Origin of the sequence: Mycobacterium sp. 852013-50091_SCH5140682, from assembly GCF_001665685.1 — a bacterium.
Lineage (GTDB): Bacteria > Actinomycetota > Actinomycetes > Mycobacteriales > Mycobacteriaceae > Mycobacterium.
In genome coordinates this window covers 1-16,088 of record NZ_LZTB01000075.1, presented here as the reverse complement: position 1 = coordinate 16,088, position 16,088 = coordinate 1, and the positions used below count along the sequence as shown (strand labels likewise).

Below are 16,088 nucleotides of genomic sequence, written 5' to 3'. Positions count from 1 at the left end.
GAGGTATGCGGGAGACCGCTGACGACGCCATGGTGACCTACCGCTACGTGCGGGTCGGTCTGGTCGCCCTCGTGGTGTTCTTGGTGGTGTCACTCGTGCTGACGGCCACCCGGACATGTCTGCAGGGTTCGATCAGCGCGTTCTTCTACACCCGCACGCATGCGGTGTTCGTGGCCGCGCTGTGCGCCATCGGCGTGTGCCTCATCGCCTACCAGGGCAGCCGCACCGCCGAGGATGCACTGCTGAACTTCTCCGGGTTCATGGCGTTCGTCGTGGCCCTGATCCCGACGAGAACGGACGGGCTGTGCAAGCCCTGGCTGCCGTCGGTGGCCGATCCGCTCGGGGGCGTCGCCAACAACATCATCGCCCTGTTCGTTGCCGCGGCCGCGGGTATCGCGCTGTATCTGGCATTGAGCCGATGGCGGCCGCCGCAGCCGGAGCCCACCGCCGAAGACGACGAGTGCGCCACCGCAGCAGCCCTGTGGAAGTGGTTGGCCAAGGCCTTGTTGAAGACCGAATCCTGGTTGCCGAAGGCCTTGTTCGCGATCACCGTCATCGGCGCCCTGGCACTGTTCTCGGACTGGTTCATGGCGCGGGCACACGCGTTCGCCGCAGTCGGCATGTTCCTGGCCATCACGATGGTCGCGGTCTACCACGCCTGCTACGCCCGCGCCGCAGGCCGCCAGCAGCGGGCCCGGTTCTATGCCGTCATCGCGGTGCTCATGCTCGTCACGGTGGTCCTCGCCGTGGTGCTGCTGGTCAGGCATGTCCAGTTCGGCCTGCTGCTGGTCGAACTCCTCCTGATCGGCGAGTTCGCGCTGTTCTGGGCGGTCCAGACGTGGGACGTGTGGGAGCCGCGCGACAAGTACCCGCCCGAGGCGGTGCCCGCGCTGGCCAACCCGCCTCAGCCTGCTCGGTAACCGTCGATCAGCAAGTTCTGCCCGTCGCGGCGCAGCACGAGCACGGCGCCGGGAACCGGGACCATACCCTCGACCGCGGCTGCGGGCACCGCCCAACCCGACTCCGCACACGTCGCGGTGTCGTAGGTGCGCAGCGCGGGTTGGATACCGCGGTCGGCGACGACGAAGCTGTGCGGGAAGACCACATAGGACAGCCCGGCGCCGCGACCGGGCACCCGGTTGGTCAACCCGCTGACCGTCCCGTTGACCGTGCAGCGTGGCGTGCCGTCGGCACCGAACAGCGTCATCTGCCGGTCGGAGACGACGAAGTCGTCGCCGGGCCCCGGGGACGGCTGCGGGTAGCCGCGCTCGGGAAGCGCCGTGACCGTCTTCTGCACGACATTCGCGTACGACGGCGCTGCGGGCGCCCCGAAGCCGGCGAATTGCACGAACACCCCGACGGCGTTGGCCGCGGCGGCGATGACATCGAGCGGTCTGGCCTGCGGATCCTGCGGGGGTGCCGCGTGAAGAACGACCGTGTCCCACTGAGTCCCCCCGCTGGCGGGGTCGACTGCGACCAGCCGGATGTCGACGCCTGAGGCCGACGGGCATCGGGCGACCGACACCATCCACGAGCGGGTGTCCGCATCGATCTGCCCGTCGACGCACTCCGCGGGGTTCGGGTCCGACACCGTCCACGCCGGCTTGCCGGTGCGGGTGTCGAAGCGCGTCCACGACACCGCGTCCCGGGAGACCAGGTACGGCACGTCGCGGTCGGCGGCGTGCCCGACGGCTTCGAGCATTTGAGAGTCGGTGGTCGTCCACAGCCGAGCCCCCGTGACGGCGTCGAGGCCCACCAAGGCCCGGCCCAGGGACACCACGACCGTGGCTCCGTTGTCGAAGACCGACATGCCGTCTGCCGCGACGTCGCTCTGTCCGGTGCGTGCGTAATGCCAGCGCTCGGTGCCGTCGGCGCCGTACGCCGTCACCCGACGGTTGGCGAACACGACGAAACCGGCTCCCGCAGCGGCGATCTGATAGTGCCCCGGTTTGCCGCCGAGCGTGCCGGGGGCCTCGGCGTCGAACGTGCCCGCGACCGTGACGCCGAATTTGCGCGTGCCCAGCTCCGACGGCAGCGCGGGCACGTCGGCCGCCGCCGCCGTGGAGCCGTCGACAAAGCGATCGTCGTTGCCTGCACGTAGCGCGCCCACGGTCACGACCGCGCCGGCGACCACCGCGATGACCACCCCGACAACGACCAACCGCACACTGTCGCGGCCCAGCCGGCCAAAGGCAGTGGTCGCCAGCAGCGTGGCGATCGCGCCTGCCAGGCACAGCAGCCACGCCGCCACGCCCGCGGACAGTGCAGGCGACACCGGATACGCCTGGGTGAGGGTGCGGTAGAACGCCGGGATGCCCTGGCTGAAGTAGGCGAAGAACCCCAGCACCGCAAGCGTCACCAACACCACGGGGATGCCTGGCAAATCCCGGCCGTCGCGCCCACGCTGCCAGACAGTGACCATCGATGCGATCAGCAGCAGCGCGATGACCGTCACAGCCAGCGGTATGCGACTCGGCAGATCCGCACCCCAGCGGTGCAAACCACCGATGAACCAGGCGTCGAGGCCGAGCGGGCGCTGCGGGCCCAACCGGCTCCACCACCCCAGCACGACGGCGCATGCCAGCAACCCCACCGCCACACCGGCGCACACGGTCACCGCCGGCCGCAGCACGGCACGAATTCGTTCGGTCGCCTGATCCCGGGACATGCGGGCCATCGTCACACATGCCGCCACACGATCGTGGCGCGGCAATTAACGCGGCCGGACGGTTAGAGTTGGTGCCGATGAGCCGACCAGCCCCACCCGCGCTGACCGTTCGGTACGACGGGTCGACCCGTACCTTCGCCGCAGGCAACGATGTCGTCATAGGCCGCGATCTACGCGCCGACGTTCGCATCGCCCACCCGTTGATCTCGCGTGCCCATCTGGTGTTGCGGTTCGATCAGGGCCGGTGGGTCGCGATCGACAACGGCAGCCTCAACGGCATGTACGTCAACGGCCGCCGGGTGCCCTCGGTGGACATCCAGGACGGCCAGGTCATCAACATCGGCAACCCGGACGGCCCGCAGCTGAGCTTCGAGGTCGGCCACCACCAGGGCAACGTGGGTCGCACGCCGACGGTCGCGGTGCCCATCGCCACGCGGCAATCCGGCAGTTGGCCCACGCAGGCGCCAACGGGCGGCGGCTGGCAGCAGCCGCACTCTCAGCCCCCGGCAGGCGCCCAGCGCCCGGGATATCCGTCAGGCCCGCAGCAGCGCTATCCCACCGGGACGCAGTCCGGGTTCTCCAGCGGTCCGCAGGCGGGCTACCCGAGCGGCCCGCAGACCGGGTATCCGAACGGTCCGCACACCGGTTATCCCAGCAGCCCGCAGTCGTACACACCGCCGCCACCGCCGCGGCCCGCAGGCCCGCCCTCGGCGCAGGCCCCGACCACCATGAGCCCCGCCGCGTCGGCGCCGCGCGGCAACGAGCCGATCGCCAATAAGGCGACCAGCATGCTCAAGATCCTGCGGCCGGGCCGCGGACCCGAGCCGGCCACCGGCGCGGTGAAGATCGGTCGCGCCACCGACAACGACATCGTCATCCCCGATGTGCTGGCCTCCCGCCATCACGCCACCCTGCTGCCGATGCCCGGCGGCACCCAGATCCGTGATGAACGCAGCATCAACGGCACGTTCGTCAACGGCGCCCGGGTGGACTCGGCGATCCTGCACGACGGTGACGTGGTCACCATCGGCAACGTCGACCTGACCTACACCGGCGGCACGCTGGTACGGCGCAGCGAGACCGAGGCCGACACCCGCACCGGCGGGTTGGAGGTCCGTGCCCTCACGTGGACCATCGAGGGCAACAAGACCCTGCTGGACAACATCTCGCTGGACGCGCGGCCCGGCACGCTGACGGCCGTGATCGGCCCGTCCGGCGCGGGCAAGTCGACCTTCGCCAAGCAGGTCGCGGGCCTGACCCATCCGACCAGCGGCACGATCACGTTCGAGGGTCACGACGTCCACGCCGAGTACGCCTCACTGCGGTCCCGTATCGGCATGGTGCCGCAGGACGACGTGGTGCACGGCCAGCTCACCGTCCGGCAGGCGCTGATGTACGCCGCCGAGCTGCGCCTGCCGCCCGACACCACCAAGGCCGACCGCGAACAGGTCGTCATGCAGGTGCTCGAAGAGCTCGAGATGACCAAGCACCTCGACACCCGCGTCGACAAGCTCTCGGGCGGTCAGCGCAAACGCGCGTCGGTGGCACTCGAACTGCTGACCGGCCCGTCACTGCTGATCCTCGACGAACCCACCTCGGGCCTGGACCCGGCGCTGGACCGGCAGGTCATGACCATGCTGCGCCAGCTGGCCGACGCCGGCCGCGTGGTGCTCGTCGTCACGCACTCGTTGACCTATCTCGACGTGTGCGATCAGGTGCTGCTGCTGGCTCCCGGCGGCAAGACCGCGTTCTGCGGGCCGCCCAGCGAGATCGGCACCGAGCTGGGCACCACCAACTGGGCCGACATCTTCAGCTCCGTCGCAGGCGACCCGGAAGCGGCCAAGCAGCGGTATCTGGCCATCCACGGCCCGCCTCCGCAGCGACCACCCGCCGACAAGCCCGCCAACCTCGGCGAGCCCGTCCACACCAGCCTGCTGCGCCAGTTCTCGACCATCGCGCGCCGCCAGATGCGGTTGATCGTCTCCGACCGCGGCTACTTCATCTTCCTGGCGCTGCTGCCGTTCATCATGGGCGTGCTGTCACTGTCGGTGCCCGGTGAGACGGGCTTCGGACCGCCGAACCCGGCCAGCGACGCGCCGAACCAGCCCGGGCAGGTGCTGGTGCTGCTCAACGTCGGCGCCATCTTCATGGGTACCGCGCTGACGGTGCGCGACCTGATCGGTGAGCGCGCGATCTTCCTGCGTGAGCAGGCCGTCGGCCTGTCCACGTCGGCGTATCTACTGGCCAAGATCTGTGTGTACAGCGTCTTCGCGGTGATCCAGGCGGGCATCGTCACCGCCATCACGATCATCGGTGTCGGCGCGCCCACCCAGGGCGCCAACGTGCTCGGCAACGCGTCGTTCGAACTGTTCGTCGGTATGGCCGCTTGTACCGTTTGCGCCGCCACCGTCGGCCTCGCGCTGTCGTCGATGGCCAAGACCAGCGAGCAGATCATGCCGCTGCTGGTGGTCGCGGTCATGAGCCAGTTGGTGTTCTCGGGCGGCATGATCCCGGTGACCGGCCGCGCCGGGTTGGATCAGTTGTCGTGGATCACCCCGGCTCGCTGGGGTTTTGCGACGACGGCATCGACCGTGGGGCTCACCGATCTGGTGAAGCCGCCGATCATGCCCGACGACGCGCTGTGGAAGCACACGGCAGGCGCATGGCTGTTCAACATGGCCATGCTCGCCGGGCTGTCGATCTTCTACACCGGCTTCGTCCGATGGAAGATCCGCCTCAAAGGCTGAGTTTGTCGCGCGAGCAGACGCTCGGGTGCGCCAAACGCGGCGTGTCGGGTACCGCTACGTCTGCTCGGCGGAAGAAAGCTACCCGCCGACCGAGAGCCCATGGGCTGCCGCGTAGGCCAACGCCTGCTCGATGTCGACCTTGGCGCCCCGCAGCTTCGCCGTCGTCCAGAACGTGGGGTCGACGCGGGAGGCGCGCAGATCAGCCTCTTCGAGCTTGGCGTCCTGGACGCGGGCGCCGGTCAGGTCGGCACGCCGCAGCACTGCCTTGCGCAGATCGGCACCGACCAGGCTGGTTTCCCGCAGCCGGCAGTCCGACAGGTCGACGCCGCGCAGATCGCACCCGCCGAGCACCGCGAGCGTCAGGTCGGACTCCACCAGGGTGATCGGCCGCAGCCGCGCCTCGGTGAACACCGACCCCAGCAGGCTGCAGTTGGTGAACGTGCTGTGCCACAGCGTGGCCCGGCGGAACGTGCAGTTGCGGAACGCCGAGCCGGAATGCTCGGACTCCGACAGGTCGACGCCGCTGAAATCGCATTCGGTGAAGACGACGCGCTCGGTGCGCAACCGGCTCAGGGCTCCGTCGTATTCGTCGGCACGAAAATCGACGCCGACGAATTCCTCGTCGGCCCAGGTCAGGTCCGCCACGGGCTCAGCCCGGCAGCGCTGTCAGGCTGCTCAGTGAGTATTCGGTGATGGCGATCAGCGCCGCCTTGGCCGAGTTGCGGTCCCGGGCGTCCACGGTGATCACCGGGATGTGGTCGGCCAACGCGAGCGCCTTGCGCACGGCCTGTGTGGGGTGCCGCGGCGCGTCGTCGAATTCGTTGACCGCGACGATGAACGGCAGGTGGCGGGCCTCGAAGAAGTCGACCGCGGCGAAGCTGTCCTGCAGCCTGCGGATGTCGACCAGCACGATGGCACCGATTGCGCCGCGGACCAGGTCGTCCCACATGAACCAGAACCGGCGCTGGCCGGGAGTGCCGAACAGGTACAGGACCAGATCCTCGTCGAGGGTGATCCGGCCGAAGTCCATCGCGACAGTGGTGGTCCGCTTGTCCGGGGTGCCGTCAAGGAGGTCGACGCCCTCGGAGACGTTGGTGACCAACGCCTCGGTCCGCAGCGGCATGATCTCCGAGACCGAACCCACGAACGTCGTTTTGCCTGCCCCGAAGCCGCCTGAGATGACGATCTTCGTCGACGCAGCCCGCCGCCGCGGTTTGCCGTCGGCGCGGTCAGAGTGCCCGTAGACCACGCAGGGTCCTTCCTATCAATTCGCGGCGCTCGTCGAAGGTCGCCGAGTCGTCGAGGGTGGTGTGCACCCGTAGATAACCCTGCGTCACCAGGTCCCCGATTAGCACGCGCGCCACGCCGAGCGGCAGGGATAAATGTGCCGCGATCTCCGCCACAGATGGGCGCTCGACGCACAGCTCCACGATTTGACCACGGACATCACGAGCCGACCAGCGCGGCTCCCGCGCCGGGGACTCCAATGCCTCCACCGGTGCCTCCAACGGCAGGTGGACGCGCGAATCGGTCCGGCCTGCGGTCAGCGTGTACGGCCGGACCAGGCTCGGTTGCTCGGCGGGATCAGATGCGTCCATGGACAGCTCACGAAGGTTGCGGTGCCCGGCGCGACGACTGCACAACGGCGCCGACGCGCTCCACCAGGATCGCCATCTCGTACCCGATCTGCCCGATATCGCAGGATCGGCCGGCCAGTGTCGCGAGGTTCGAACCGTCACCGACCCGCATCAACAGCAGGTAGCCGTTGTCCATCTCGACCACCGACTGCAGCACGTTGCCGCCGTCGAAGAGTTGCGCCGCACCGGTGGCCAGGCTGGCCAACCCGGATGCCACCGCCGCGAGCTGGTCGGCACGCTCGATCGGCATGTCCTCGCTGGCCGCCATCAACAGGCCGTCTGCCGACACCAGGACGGCGTGCGACACTCCGGACACCTCGCGGGCGAACTTGGACACCAACCAGTCCAGAGAATCGCGTTGCGCTCCTCCACGGGTCATTCGCTATCTGTTCCTCTGGTCTCTCGGGCGTGCGACCGGCCGGCGGCCACGCCGCCGAAATGGTTGCTGATGCTCGCGCGGACGGCCTCGGGATCACGCGGCTGGAACGCCGCGAATACGCCGCTGTCAGGTTTGTCAGCCGATGCTACCGCTTCAGCGCTGTCGTCATACCGGTGTGCTCCGCCGTTGCGGTGCCGGCCGTTGAGCCCGGCGACCGCCGCAACACCGCCAGGGACGAGGCGGGCACCCGGCGTACGCATCGGCAGACCTTCCTCGGTGTGCTGCTCGACGGGCGCATCCTGCGCCGCGGCTGCGACCGTCCAGCCCTTCTCCCAGACGGTCTTCCAGTCCAGGTCGGCGCTGCGCACGTGCGTCGTCGGGTCGATGTCCCACTCGGTCACCATCGACTGGTAGATCGCGTCGCCGTCCCCGGCGGTCGTCGCCGGTTGCGGTTCGTCGGTCGCGGGCTGCGGCGCGGCGGCAGGAGCCGGAGGAGTGAACTCCGGCGGCGCGCCGTTGGAGGCGGCCTGTGCCCGCGAGGCGAAGAACGCCGACGTGTTGGTGACCGCGGTGTTGGTCAACGCCCCGTTCGTCGTGTCCTGGGTGGGATGCTCGTCCTCCTCGGTCGGCCACTGCTGCGGCCAGGAGGCGGCCGGTTCGCGGACCGGCAGCGCCTCGGCGGCCGGCTCCGCTGCGGGTTCCTCCGCCTCGGGCTCCGACGAGGTGATCGGGGCAAGCGTCGGGGGCAGGTCGGAAATACCGCTGGCCCCGGGACTGCGCTGCGGCAGCAGTCCGAACTGCCCGTCGGCGTGACCGTTGCGCAGCGGTTCGGCGACATCGGCCGCCGAACCGCCCGGCCTGGTGTCGAGGCCCATCGCCGCGGCCAGCCCCATCGGGGCGTCGCCGGACGTATTGACCGTCGGGCGCGGCGCGGGCGCCAGAGACACCCCGTCACGCACCAGCAGCTCCGCCGGAATGTAGATCCCGGCGGTGGTGCCGGAGTTCGGTTCCTCGGGGATGGTGCTGCGCAACCGGACCACGAGCCCGTGCTGGGTGGCCAGCCGCCCGACCACGAACAGGCCCATGTGGCGGGCGGTGTACGGGTTGACCTCACCACCGGACTGCAGACGGGTGTTGGCGACCCGCAGGTCGGCCTCGGTCATGCCAAGGCCGATGTCGCTGACCTCGATGACCAGCCCGCCGGTGTCCGCATACACGGCCGACACGCGGACCTGGGAGATGGGCGGCGAGTAGCGCAGCGCGTTGTCGAGCAGTTCGGCCAGCAGGTGGATCAGGTCACCGGATGCCGATCCGACCACCTCGGCCTCGGCGACGGTGGCCGTGATGACCCGGGCGTAGTCCTCGACCTCGGAGGCCGCGGCGTTGATGATCGTGTCGATCGGGACGGGGTCTTTGTGCTCGCGGGTCACCTTCGAGCCCGACAACACCAGCAGGTTGGCGCCGTTGCGTCGCATCCTGGCAGCCAGGTGGTCCAGCTTGAACAGGCTTTCCAGCCGCTCGGGATCGTCCTCGTCGCGCTCGAGCCGGTCGATCAGGGACAGCTGCTGGTCCACCAGCGAACGGCTGCGGCGCGACAGGGTCTCGAACATGTCGGACACCTGCGACTGCAGTTGCGCCTGTTCACCGGCCAGGAAGACGGCCTGCTGGTGCAGTTCGTCGACGGCGTGCGCCACCTGGCCGACCTCTTCGGTGGTGTACACCGGCAGCGGCTCGACGATGCCGGGCTCACCGCCGCTGCGGACGCGTTCGATCTCGGTCGCCAGATCCTCGTGGGCGACGCGCAGGGCGCTGTCGCGCAGGGTGCGCAGCGGACGCACGAGCGATCGCGCGACGAGCAACACGATCACCAATGCGCTGACGATGGCGATGGCAACCAGAATCGCGTCGCGGATGGCCGCGCTGCGCTGATGGTTGGCTTCGGCGTCGACGGCGGCCGGGATGGACCGGGTGAAGTCCGCGATCATCTGTTCGGCGACCTTGTCGGTGGCCTGCAACGAAGCGAGCAGATCGGGGTTGTCGACGAGCGGAACCGTCGGATCGGACAGCATGCCCAGCCGCTTGACCATCTCCGAGCGCAGCGTCGCCGCCTGCTCCGAGGCTCCACCCAGAACCTTTGCCATCGCCGTCACGGTCGACGGTTCGGTACCGGCCAGCGCGACCATCGAGCTGCGCAGTACCGGTTCGGGCAGGTCGCCGCCGCGGGTGACCAGCAGCCGCTGCATCATCATCTGCCCGCGGGCGCCGATGGCCCGCGACAACGCGTCGGCCTTCAGCTGCACGTCCTGGTCGTCGGTACGTGCCGATCCCGTGATCGCGGTCTCCGCGGTGAGCAGCAGCGACCCGTACCCCATTACCCGCGTGCGCAGGTCGACGGCGTTGGCCGTCACCGCGCCGACCAGTTCCTGGCCCTTGTCGATCAAGCTGTTGACCGATTGTGCGACGTCGTCGGCGACCTGGGTGGACTCCGTACGCTGACGCAGGTCGTTCTTGCGCGCGGTGAACTCCGCCATGGCGGCCTGGGCGTCACCACCCTCGGTAGCCGCCACCATGACGCTTTCCAGCGCCGCCATGTATTTGTCGATGTCCGGGATCATCTCGGCGCGGTCTGCCGCCAGGCGCAGGCGCGAGGCCTCGACGGAGCTGCCGTAGATGCGCAATCCGCCGAACACGATGGCGAGAATCAGCGGCACCAGAACGATGGCGAGCACTTTCCCGCGGACGGGCCAGTTGGCAGGCGACCAACGAGACGGGCGCTTTGCCGGCACATGTGGCGTCGACGCAAATTCGACCACCGTTCCGTCGGCCTGTTTGAGCTGCGAAAAGGCGGTCATCGGCATCCAACCCTGCTACCGGCCGCGTCTCGGCACTTCGGTCCTGAGGCGTGATTCATTAGGCTTCCTGCTAATTTCGCCCACGCTTGGGCGGGCGTCACTACGCCTGGCAATTCGACGAGTATGACAGCCACTGGCGAGCGTTTCCACAATTCTTACTGAACAGACAGAGTTCGTGACCGAGCCGTAGCGCAGTCGTGTGGTAATTGAGCAAACCTCGCAACCATCGCTGATCTTGTCGATCGCCGTCGCTCGGAGTACGGTGCACCGGCCCGCCGTACGATGACCTCGACATGTTCCGGTTGTTGTTTTTCTCGCCTCGAATCGCCCCCAACACGGGTAACGCGATCAGGATGGTCGCGGCCACCGGCTGCGAATTGCATCTGGTTGAGCCACTGGGATTCGATCTGTCGGAGCCCAAACTGCGCCGTGCCGGGCTCGACTACCACGACCTGGCGTCGGTGACGGTGCACCCGGATCTGGCCACCGCGTGGTCGGCGCTGATGCCGGCCAGCGTGTACGCGTTCACCGCGCACGCCTCGACGCCGTTCGCCGATGTCAGCTACCAACCGGGCGATGTGCTGATGTTCGGACCGGAACCCACCGGATTGGACGCCGAGACGCTCGCGGACCCGCATATCACGGGCCGCGTGCGCATCCCGATGCTCGACGGCAGGCGCTCACTGAACCTGTCCAACGCCGCCGCGGTCGCCGCGTACGAGGCGTGGCGGCAACACGGCTTCAGCGGCGCCGTCTGAATTCTCCTTATATAAGGAGCCGCGGGCGGGTCACCAGGTGTCCCAGTGCGTGAGCTGCTCGGCAGGCAGCCGCTTGGCGGGCTTGAAGTCGGTGCCCTTGGTGTAGGCGATCGGGAACAGCCCGGCCTGCGCGTACTTGTCGAACGGAATGCCCAGCACCTCGGCGGCCTGCTTCTCGCCGTCGCCCAGCAGGTGCAGCGTCGTCCACGCCGAACCCAGGCCCCGCGAGCGCAGCGCCAGCATGAAGCTCCATGCCGCGGGCAGCAGCGACCCCCAGTACGAGGCCTGCATGCCGGCAGGCGCTCCGTCCGGGCGGCCCTCAAGGCACGGCACCATCAACACGGGTGCCTTCTCGAAGTTCTCGTTGAGGAACTTCGCCGAGCTCATCACGGCGCCGACCTGCTCGTCGCGGATGTCGCCGCGCTCGGGTGCGGGCATGTCGAGGTAGGGGTTGGCGTTGGAGCGGTAGATGTCGGCCAGCGCCTTCTTCTTTGCCGGGTCGGTGACGAACACCCACTGCCAGCCCTGAGCATTGGAACCGGTCGGCGCCTGCAGCGCAAGGTCAAGACACTCCATGATCACCTCGCGCGACACCGGCTTGTCGAAGTCGAGTCGCTTGCGAACCGATCGGGTGGTGGTCAGAAGTTCATCAGTGGACAAGTTCAGGTTCGAATCGGCTGTCATGGCGCGAGACTACATTCGGGCCATGAGTGCTGAATTGACAGCGGAAGTAACCGAACGCCTGACCTCCGATCACTACGGCTGGTTGACCACCGTCGCGAAATCCGGACTGCCCGTCCCACGGTTAGTGTGGTTCTACTTCGACGGCACCGACGTCGTCGTGTACTCGATGCCGGGCGCAGCCAAGGTCCGCCATGTGACGGCGCATCCGCAATTGAGCCTGAATCTGGATTCGGACGGAAACGGTGGCGGCGTGATCGCCCTCGGGGGTCGCGCTGCGGTCGACGCGACCGACGTGGATCCGCGCGAGGACACCGCGTACTGGGCCAAGTACGCCACCGATGCGGAGCGGTTCGGCCTGACCGAGGCAATGGCCACGTACAGCACGCGGCTGCGGATCACCATCGACAAGGTGTGGACCACTCCGACCGGCGAATGAGCGCTGGCTCAGCTGGCCTGCCGGGCCGCGATATGCCACGCCCCGTGGTGGTTGTGCCAGCCGGGCTGGGCGTTGGGCGCCGGGTGGGCGTAGGTGTGCGGGCTGTAGGAATGGCCCGAGCCGGACGGAGCCGTGGAGGTGGTGCTTGCCGACGCGGTACCGGCCAGGCCGAGGGCGGCGCCGCCGATGATGCCTGCGGAGATGATCGGGAGAGCGATGGCGCTGGTGATGCGGATCATTTCTGTAATCCTTTGGATGAGTTGGGTTTTCGTTTGTCTCTTCGGCTTGTTTCGCCGTTGAGATAAGAATGCCGCCCAACGCGGTCCGGGTCTGTCGCCCTAGTGGTGGATATACCCGATGAATGTGGTGTCCTCCGATCGGAGGAAGTCCCCTACCGACTGGCCGTCAGCGGAAGTCCCGGGAGCGGGACGCCACCTTGAGGTCGACGGGACTCATCCGGTCGGCCAGGACGGTGACTGCGCCGCTGGCGTTCTGCATGATCCCCCGGATGACCAGCGCCGAGGCCGTCTGTGCCAGCTTGCGGTGGCGCGCCCACACCCCCGGCGCGCACAGTACGTTGACCATGCCGGTCTCGTCTTCCAGGTTGACGAAGGTGACACCCTGCGCCGTCGCCGGGCGTTGCCGGTGAGTCACGGCCCCCGCCACCAGGATTCGCGTTCCGTCCGGGATCTCCAGCAGCCTGCTCGCGGGCACGACCCCCAGGGCCTCGAGGTCCTCCCGCAGGAACTGGGTGGGATAGCTGTCCGGCGAGACACCGGTGGCCCACACGTCGGCGGCCGCCAGTTCCAGATCGGTCATCCCGGGCAGGGTCGGGATGTGCGACGACGACCCCACCCCGGGCAGCCGATCCGGACGCTGGGTGGCGGCCGCACCCGCCGCCCACAGTGCTTCCCGTCGGGTGATCCCGAAACACCCCAGCGCGCCCGCGGTGGCCAGCGCCTCGGTCTGCGGGACGCTCAGCTGCATCCGGCCGGTCAGGTCGAGCAGAGTTACAAACGGCCCGTTGGCATCCCGTTCGTCGACGATGCGCTGGGCCAGATCGTCGCCGATATGCCGCACACTGCCGAGGCCCAGCCGGACCTCCATCCCGTGGTTCTCCAACGTGGCGTAGGCCAGGCTGGCGTTGGCGTCGGGCCCGTGCACCGTCACGCCGTGCCGCCGGGCGTCGGCTACCAGCGACTGCGGCGAGTAGAACCCCATGGGCTGCGCCCTCAGCAGCGCCGCGCAGAACGCGGCGGGGTGGTGCAGCTTGAACCACGACGAGTAGAACACCAGCGACGCGAAGCTCAGCGAATGACTTTCCGGGAAACCGAAATTGGCGAAGGCCTCCAGCTTGTCGTAGATCCGGTCGGCTACCTCACCGGTGATGCCGTGTTTCTCCCTCATACCGTCGTAGAAGCGCGAACGCAGCCTGCGCATCTTCTCGGTGGAGCGTTTGGAGCCCATGGCCCGGCGCAACTGGTCAGCCTCGGCCGCCGAGAAACCCGCGCAGTCGACGGCCAGCTGCATGAGTTGCTCCTGGAACAGCGGAATGCCCAGGGTCTTCTCCAGCGCGGGCCTCATCGAATCATGGTCGTAGGTAACCTCTTCCATCTCGTTGCGCCGCCGGATGTAGGGGTGCACCGAGCCGCCCTGGATCGGGCCGGGACGGATCAGGGCCACCTCGACCACCAGGTCGTAGAACTCGCGCGGTTTCAGCCGCGGCAGCGTCGCCATCTGAGCCCGCGACTCGACCTGGAACACCCCGACCGAATCGGCCTTCTGCAGCATCTCGTAGACCTCGGACTCGCTCAGGTCCAGCTTGGCCAGATCAACCACGATGCCTTTGTGCTCGGCCACCAAATCGATCGCATAGTGCAGCGCCGAGAGCATGCCCAACCCGAGCAGGTCGAACTTCACCAGGCCGATGGCCGCGCAATCGTCCTTGTCCCATTGCAGGACACTACGATTGGCCATGCGGGCCCATTCCACGGGGCACACGTCGGCGATGGGACGGTCGCAGATCACCATGCCGCCGGAGTGGATACCCATGTGGCGGGGCAGGTTCGCGATCTGGGTGGCCAGGTCGATCACCTGCTCCGGGATGTCCTCGACCTCCGGGGAGTCGACCTTGCCGTTCCACCGGCTGATCTGCTTGCTCCAGGCGTCCTGCTGCCCTTGGGAGAATCCGAGCGCGCGGGCCATGTCGCGCACCGAACTGCGCCCGCGGTAGGTGATGACGTTGGCGACCTGGGCGGCGTAATCCCGGCCGTAACGTTCGTAGACGTACTGAATGACGTTCTCGCGCAGGTCCGATTCGATGTCGATATCGATGTCCGGTGGACCGTCACGGGCCGGGGACAGGAACCGCTCGAACAGGAGCTCGTTCTTGATCGGGTCGACGTTGGTGACCTTGAGCGCGTAACAGACCGCCGAGTTGGCCGCCGATCCTCTGCCCTGGGCCAGGATGTTGTTCTCGCGGCAGAACCGGGTGATGTCGTGCACCACCAGGAAGTAACCCGGAAATGTCAGCTGCTCAATGATTTTCAGCTCATGCTCGATCTGCGCATAGGCCTTCGGCGCCTGCGCGGGCGGCCCGTAGCGTTCGGCCGCACCCGCCATGACCAGGTGTCGCAGCCAAGTGTCCTCGGTGTGTCCGTCGGGAACGTCGAAGGGCGGCAACTGCGGGGCGATGAGCTCCAGCCGGAACGCGCACTGATCACCCAGATCCGCTGCTTCCGAAACGATTTCGGGACCGAACAGCTGCGCCATCTCCTCCCCCGAGCGCAGGTGCGCCCCGCCCAACGGCGCCAGCCAGCCTGCCGCGGCCTCCATCGAGTTACGCGCCCGGATCGCCGCCATGGCCATGGCGAGGCGCCCCCGGGAGGGGGCGGCGAAGTGCGCACCCGTGGTCGCGACGATGTTCACCCCGAACCGCGGCGCCAGGCCGGCCAGCGCGGTATTGCGTTCGTCGTCGCACGGCTGGCCGTGGTGGGTGAGTTCGACACTGACCCGGCTCCGCCCGAACCGGTCCACCAAGTCGGCCAGCGCCTGCGCGGCGGCCTCCGGGCCACCGTCGGACAATGCTTGGCGGACATGGCCTTTGCGGCAGCCGGTGAGGATGTGCCAGTGCCCGCCTGCCGCCTCGGTGAGAGTATCGAGGTCGTAGCGAGGTTTTCCCTTCTCACCGCCGGCCAGATGCGCCCTGGCGATCTCCCGGGACAACCGCCGGTAGCCTTCGGGCCCACGGGCCAGCACCAGCAGATGCGGGCCGGGCGGGTCCGGGACATCGGTGCGCGGCGTGTTGCCCAACGACAACTCGGCGCCGAACACCGTGGCCACGTCGAGTTCGCGCGCGGCCTCGGCGAACCGCACCACCCCGTAGAGCCCGTCATGGTCGGTCAACGCGATGGCCCGCAGATTCAGCCTGGCCGCCTCCTCGACCATCTCCTCGGGGGTGCTGGCGCCGTCGAGGAAGCTGTACGCCGAATGTGCGTGCAGCTCGGCATAGGGCACTGCGCCGGACGCGCGGGACACCTCGGGCGGTTGATAGACCCCGCGCTTACGCGACCAGGCCGGACTGTCGCCGCCGTCGCCGGATTCCTCCAGCGGGAGCCCGGACCGACGCGGCTTGCCCGTAAGCACCCGCTCCATCTCGGCCCAGCTCGGCGGCCCGTTGTGCCAACCCACTGCGCCAGTTTATCGAACATATGTTCGTATAGGTAGTAAAGCGACACCTCGGTGCTGCATTTGGGCCTCAGCGCTTCTACCTGCCTGCTCCTGTTCGCGCTTGATTTCCAGCGCGATATCGATCAGCTGGTCTTCCTGGCCGCCGATGAGTTTGCGTTGGCCGGCCCGGTGCAGCAGCTGGTGCGCGGGCACCCCGTAGCGCTCGGACTGACGGATGGCGTGCTTGAGGAAACTCGA

General features: G+C 68.1%; 14 protein-coding genes. 4 read left to right on the top strand and 10 right to left on the bottom strand.

Annotation, left to right across the window (positions count from 1 at the left end; genetic code table 11):
* Positions 1-5 precede the first annotated feature (5 nt).
* Complete coding sequence (locus tag A5784_RS20900; protein ID WP_064946811.1) at positions 6-920, top strand: hypothetical protein; 915 nt, start codon at positions 6-8, stop codon at positions 918-920.
* Here A5784_RS20900 and A5784_RS20895 read toward each other — a convergent pair.
* Positions 905-2,668, bottom strand: coding sequence for an outer membrane protein assembly factor BamB family protein (locus A5784_RS20895; RefSeq protein ID WP_064946894.1), 1,764 nt, complete (start codon positions 2,666-2,668; stop codon positions 905-907). The two genes, A5784_RS20900 and A5784_RS20895, sit on opposite strands and share 16 nt — an antisense overlap.
* A 77-nt stretch (positions 2,669-2,745) precedes the next feature.
* Between A5784_RS20895 and A5784_RS20890 the strand changes: the two genes are divergently transcribed.
* The gene (locus A5784_RS20890; RefSeq protein ID WP_064946810.1) at positions 2,746-5,415 is read left to right on the top strand and encodes an FHA domain-containing protein; all 2,670 of its coding nucleotides are present in this window, start codon (positions 2,746-2,748) and stop codon (positions 5,413-5,415) included.
* Between the two features lie 78 nt (positions 5,416-5,493).
* On the opposite strand, the gene A5784_RS20885 is transcribed toward A5784_RS20890, so the two are convergent.
* Genes A5784_RS20885 through A5784_RS20865 form a run of 5 tightly spaced genes read right to left on the bottom strand, consistent with a single transcriptional unit; the run spans position 5,494 to position 10,283 of the window.
* Positions 5,494-6,060 (bottom strand): pentapeptide repeat-containing protein, encoded by a 567-nt coding sequence (locus A5784_RS20885; protein WP_064946809.1) that lies wholly within the window; start codon positions 6,058-6,060, stop codon positions 5,494-5,496.
* 4 nt (positions 6,061-6,064) lie between these two features.
* On the bottom strand, positions 6,065-6,664 hold the full coding sequence (locus A5784_RS20880) for a GTP-binding protein (protein ID WP_064946808.1): 600 nt from the start codon (positions 6,662-6,664) through the stop codon (positions 6,065-6,067).
* Positions 6,645-7,013 (bottom strand): DUF742 domain-containing protein, encoded by a 369-nt coding sequence (locus A5784_RS20875; protein ID WP_064946807.1) that lies wholly within the window; start codon positions 7,011-7,013, stop codon positions 6,645-6,647. Before A5784_RS20875 ends, A5784_RS20880 begins: the two co-directional genes overlap by 20 nt.
* A gap of 7 nt (positions 7,014-7,020) precedes the next feature.
* Positions 7,021-7,431: a roadblock/LC7 domain-containing protein gene (locus A5784_RS20870; protein WP_064946806.1), complete on the bottom strand. Its 411-nt coding sequence runs from the start codon at positions 7,429-7,431 to the stop codon at positions 7,021-7,023.
* Positions 7,428-10,283, bottom strand: coding sequence for a HAMP domain-containing sensor histidine kinase (locus tag A5784_RS20865; RefSeq protein ID WP_064946893.1), 2,856 nt, complete (start codon positions 10,281-10,283; stop codon positions 7,428-7,430). The genes A5784_RS20870 and A5784_RS20865 overlap by 4 nt, the downstream gene beginning before the upstream one ends.
* 293 nt (positions 10,284-10,576) lie before the next feature.
* Between A5784_RS20865 and A5784_RS20860 the strand changes: the two genes are divergently transcribed.
* Positions 10,577-11,041 (top strand): tRNA (cytidine(34)-2'-O)-methyltransferase, encoded by a 465-nt coding sequence (locus A5784_RS20860; protein ID WP_064946805.1) that lies wholly within the window; start codon positions 10,577-10,579, stop codon positions 11,039-11,041.
* 30 nt (positions 11,042-11,071) lie between these two features.
* On the opposite strand, the gene A5784_RS20855 is transcribed toward A5784_RS20860, so the two are convergent.
* Entirely contained in the window at positions 11,072-11,725 is a 654-nt protein-coding gene (locus A5784_RS20855) for a nitroreductase family protein (protein ID WP_064946804.1), read from the bottom strand.
* A 22-nt stretch (positions 11,726-11,747) separates the two neighbouring features.
* On the opposite strand from A5784_RS20855, the gene A5784_RS20850 reads away from it, so the two are divergent.
* Positions 11,748-12,161: a TIGR03667 family PPOX class F420-dependent oxidoreductase gene (locus A5784_RS20850; RefSeq protein WP_064946803.1), complete on the top strand. Its 414-nt coding sequence runs from the start codon at positions 11,748-11,750 to the stop codon at positions 12,159-12,161.
* 8 nt (positions 12,162-12,169) lie between these two features.
* Here A5784_RS20850 and A5784_RS20845 read toward each other — a convergent pair whose 3' ends face one another.
* The 3 genes from A5784_RS20845 to A5784_RS37695 form a co-directional block, all read right to left on the bottom strand.
* Positions 12,170-12,400: a hypothetical protein gene (locus A5784_RS20845; protein ID WP_064946802.1), complete on the bottom strand. Its 231-nt coding sequence runs from the start codon at positions 12,398-12,400 to the stop codon at positions 12,170-12,172.
* A 166-nt stretch (positions 12,401-12,566) separates the two neighbouring features.
* Complete coding sequence (locus A5784_RS20840) at positions 12,567-15,851, bottom strand: error-prone DNA polymerase (RefSeq protein ID WP_064946801.1); 3,285 nt, start codon at positions 15,849-15,851, stop codon at positions 12,567-12,569.
* Positions 15,852-15,860: 9 nt separating this feature from the next.
* Positions 15,861-16,088: 4-hydroxy-2-oxovalerate aldolase family protein (locus tag A5784_RS37695; RefSeq protein WP_502687530.1), on the bottom strand; the 228-nt coding region annotated here is incomplete at its 5' end.

Bases quoted from the DNA above. Each gene is read 5' to 3' on its own strand.
- A5784_RS20900 (WP_064946811.1), top strand. From the start codon at position 6: ATGCGGGAGACCGCTGACGACGCCATGGTGACCTACCGCTACGTGCGG.
- A5784_RS20895 (WP_064946894.1), bottom strand. From the start codon at position 2,668: ATGTCCCGGGATCAGGCGACCGAACGAATTCGTGCCGTGCTGCGGCCG.
- A5784_RS20890 (WP_064946810.1), top strand. From the start codon at position 2,746: ATGAGCCGACCAGCCCCACCCGCGCTGACCGTTCGGTACGACGGGTCG.
- A5784_RS20875 (WP_064946807.1), bottom strand. From the start codon at position 7,013: ATGGACGCATCTGATCCCGCCGAGCAACCGAGCCTGGTCCGGCCGTAC.
- A5784_RS20870 (WP_064946806.1), bottom strand. From the start codon at position 7,431: ATGACCCGTGGAGGAGCGCAACGCGATTCTCTGGACTGGTTGGTGTCC.
- A5784_RS20865 (WP_064946893.1), bottom strand. From the start codon at position 10,283: ATGACCGCCTTTTCGCAGCTCAAACAGGCCGACGGAACGGTGGTCGAA.
- A5784_RS20860 (WP_064946805.1), top strand. From the start codon at position 10,577: ATGTTCCGGTTGTTGTTTTTCTCGCCTCGAATCGCCCCCAACACGGGT.
- A5784_RS20855 (WP_064946804.1), bottom strand. From the start codon at position 11,725: ATGACAGCCGATTCGAACCTGAACTTGTCCACTGATGAACTTCTGACC.
- A5784_RS20850 (WP_064946803.1), top strand. From the start codon at position 11,748: ATGAGTGCTGAATTGACAGCGGAAGTAACCGAACGCCTGACCTCCGAT.
- A5784_RS20845 (WP_064946802.1), bottom strand. From the start codon at position 12,400: ATGATCCGCATCACCAGCGCCATCGCTCTCCCGATCATCTCCGCAGGC.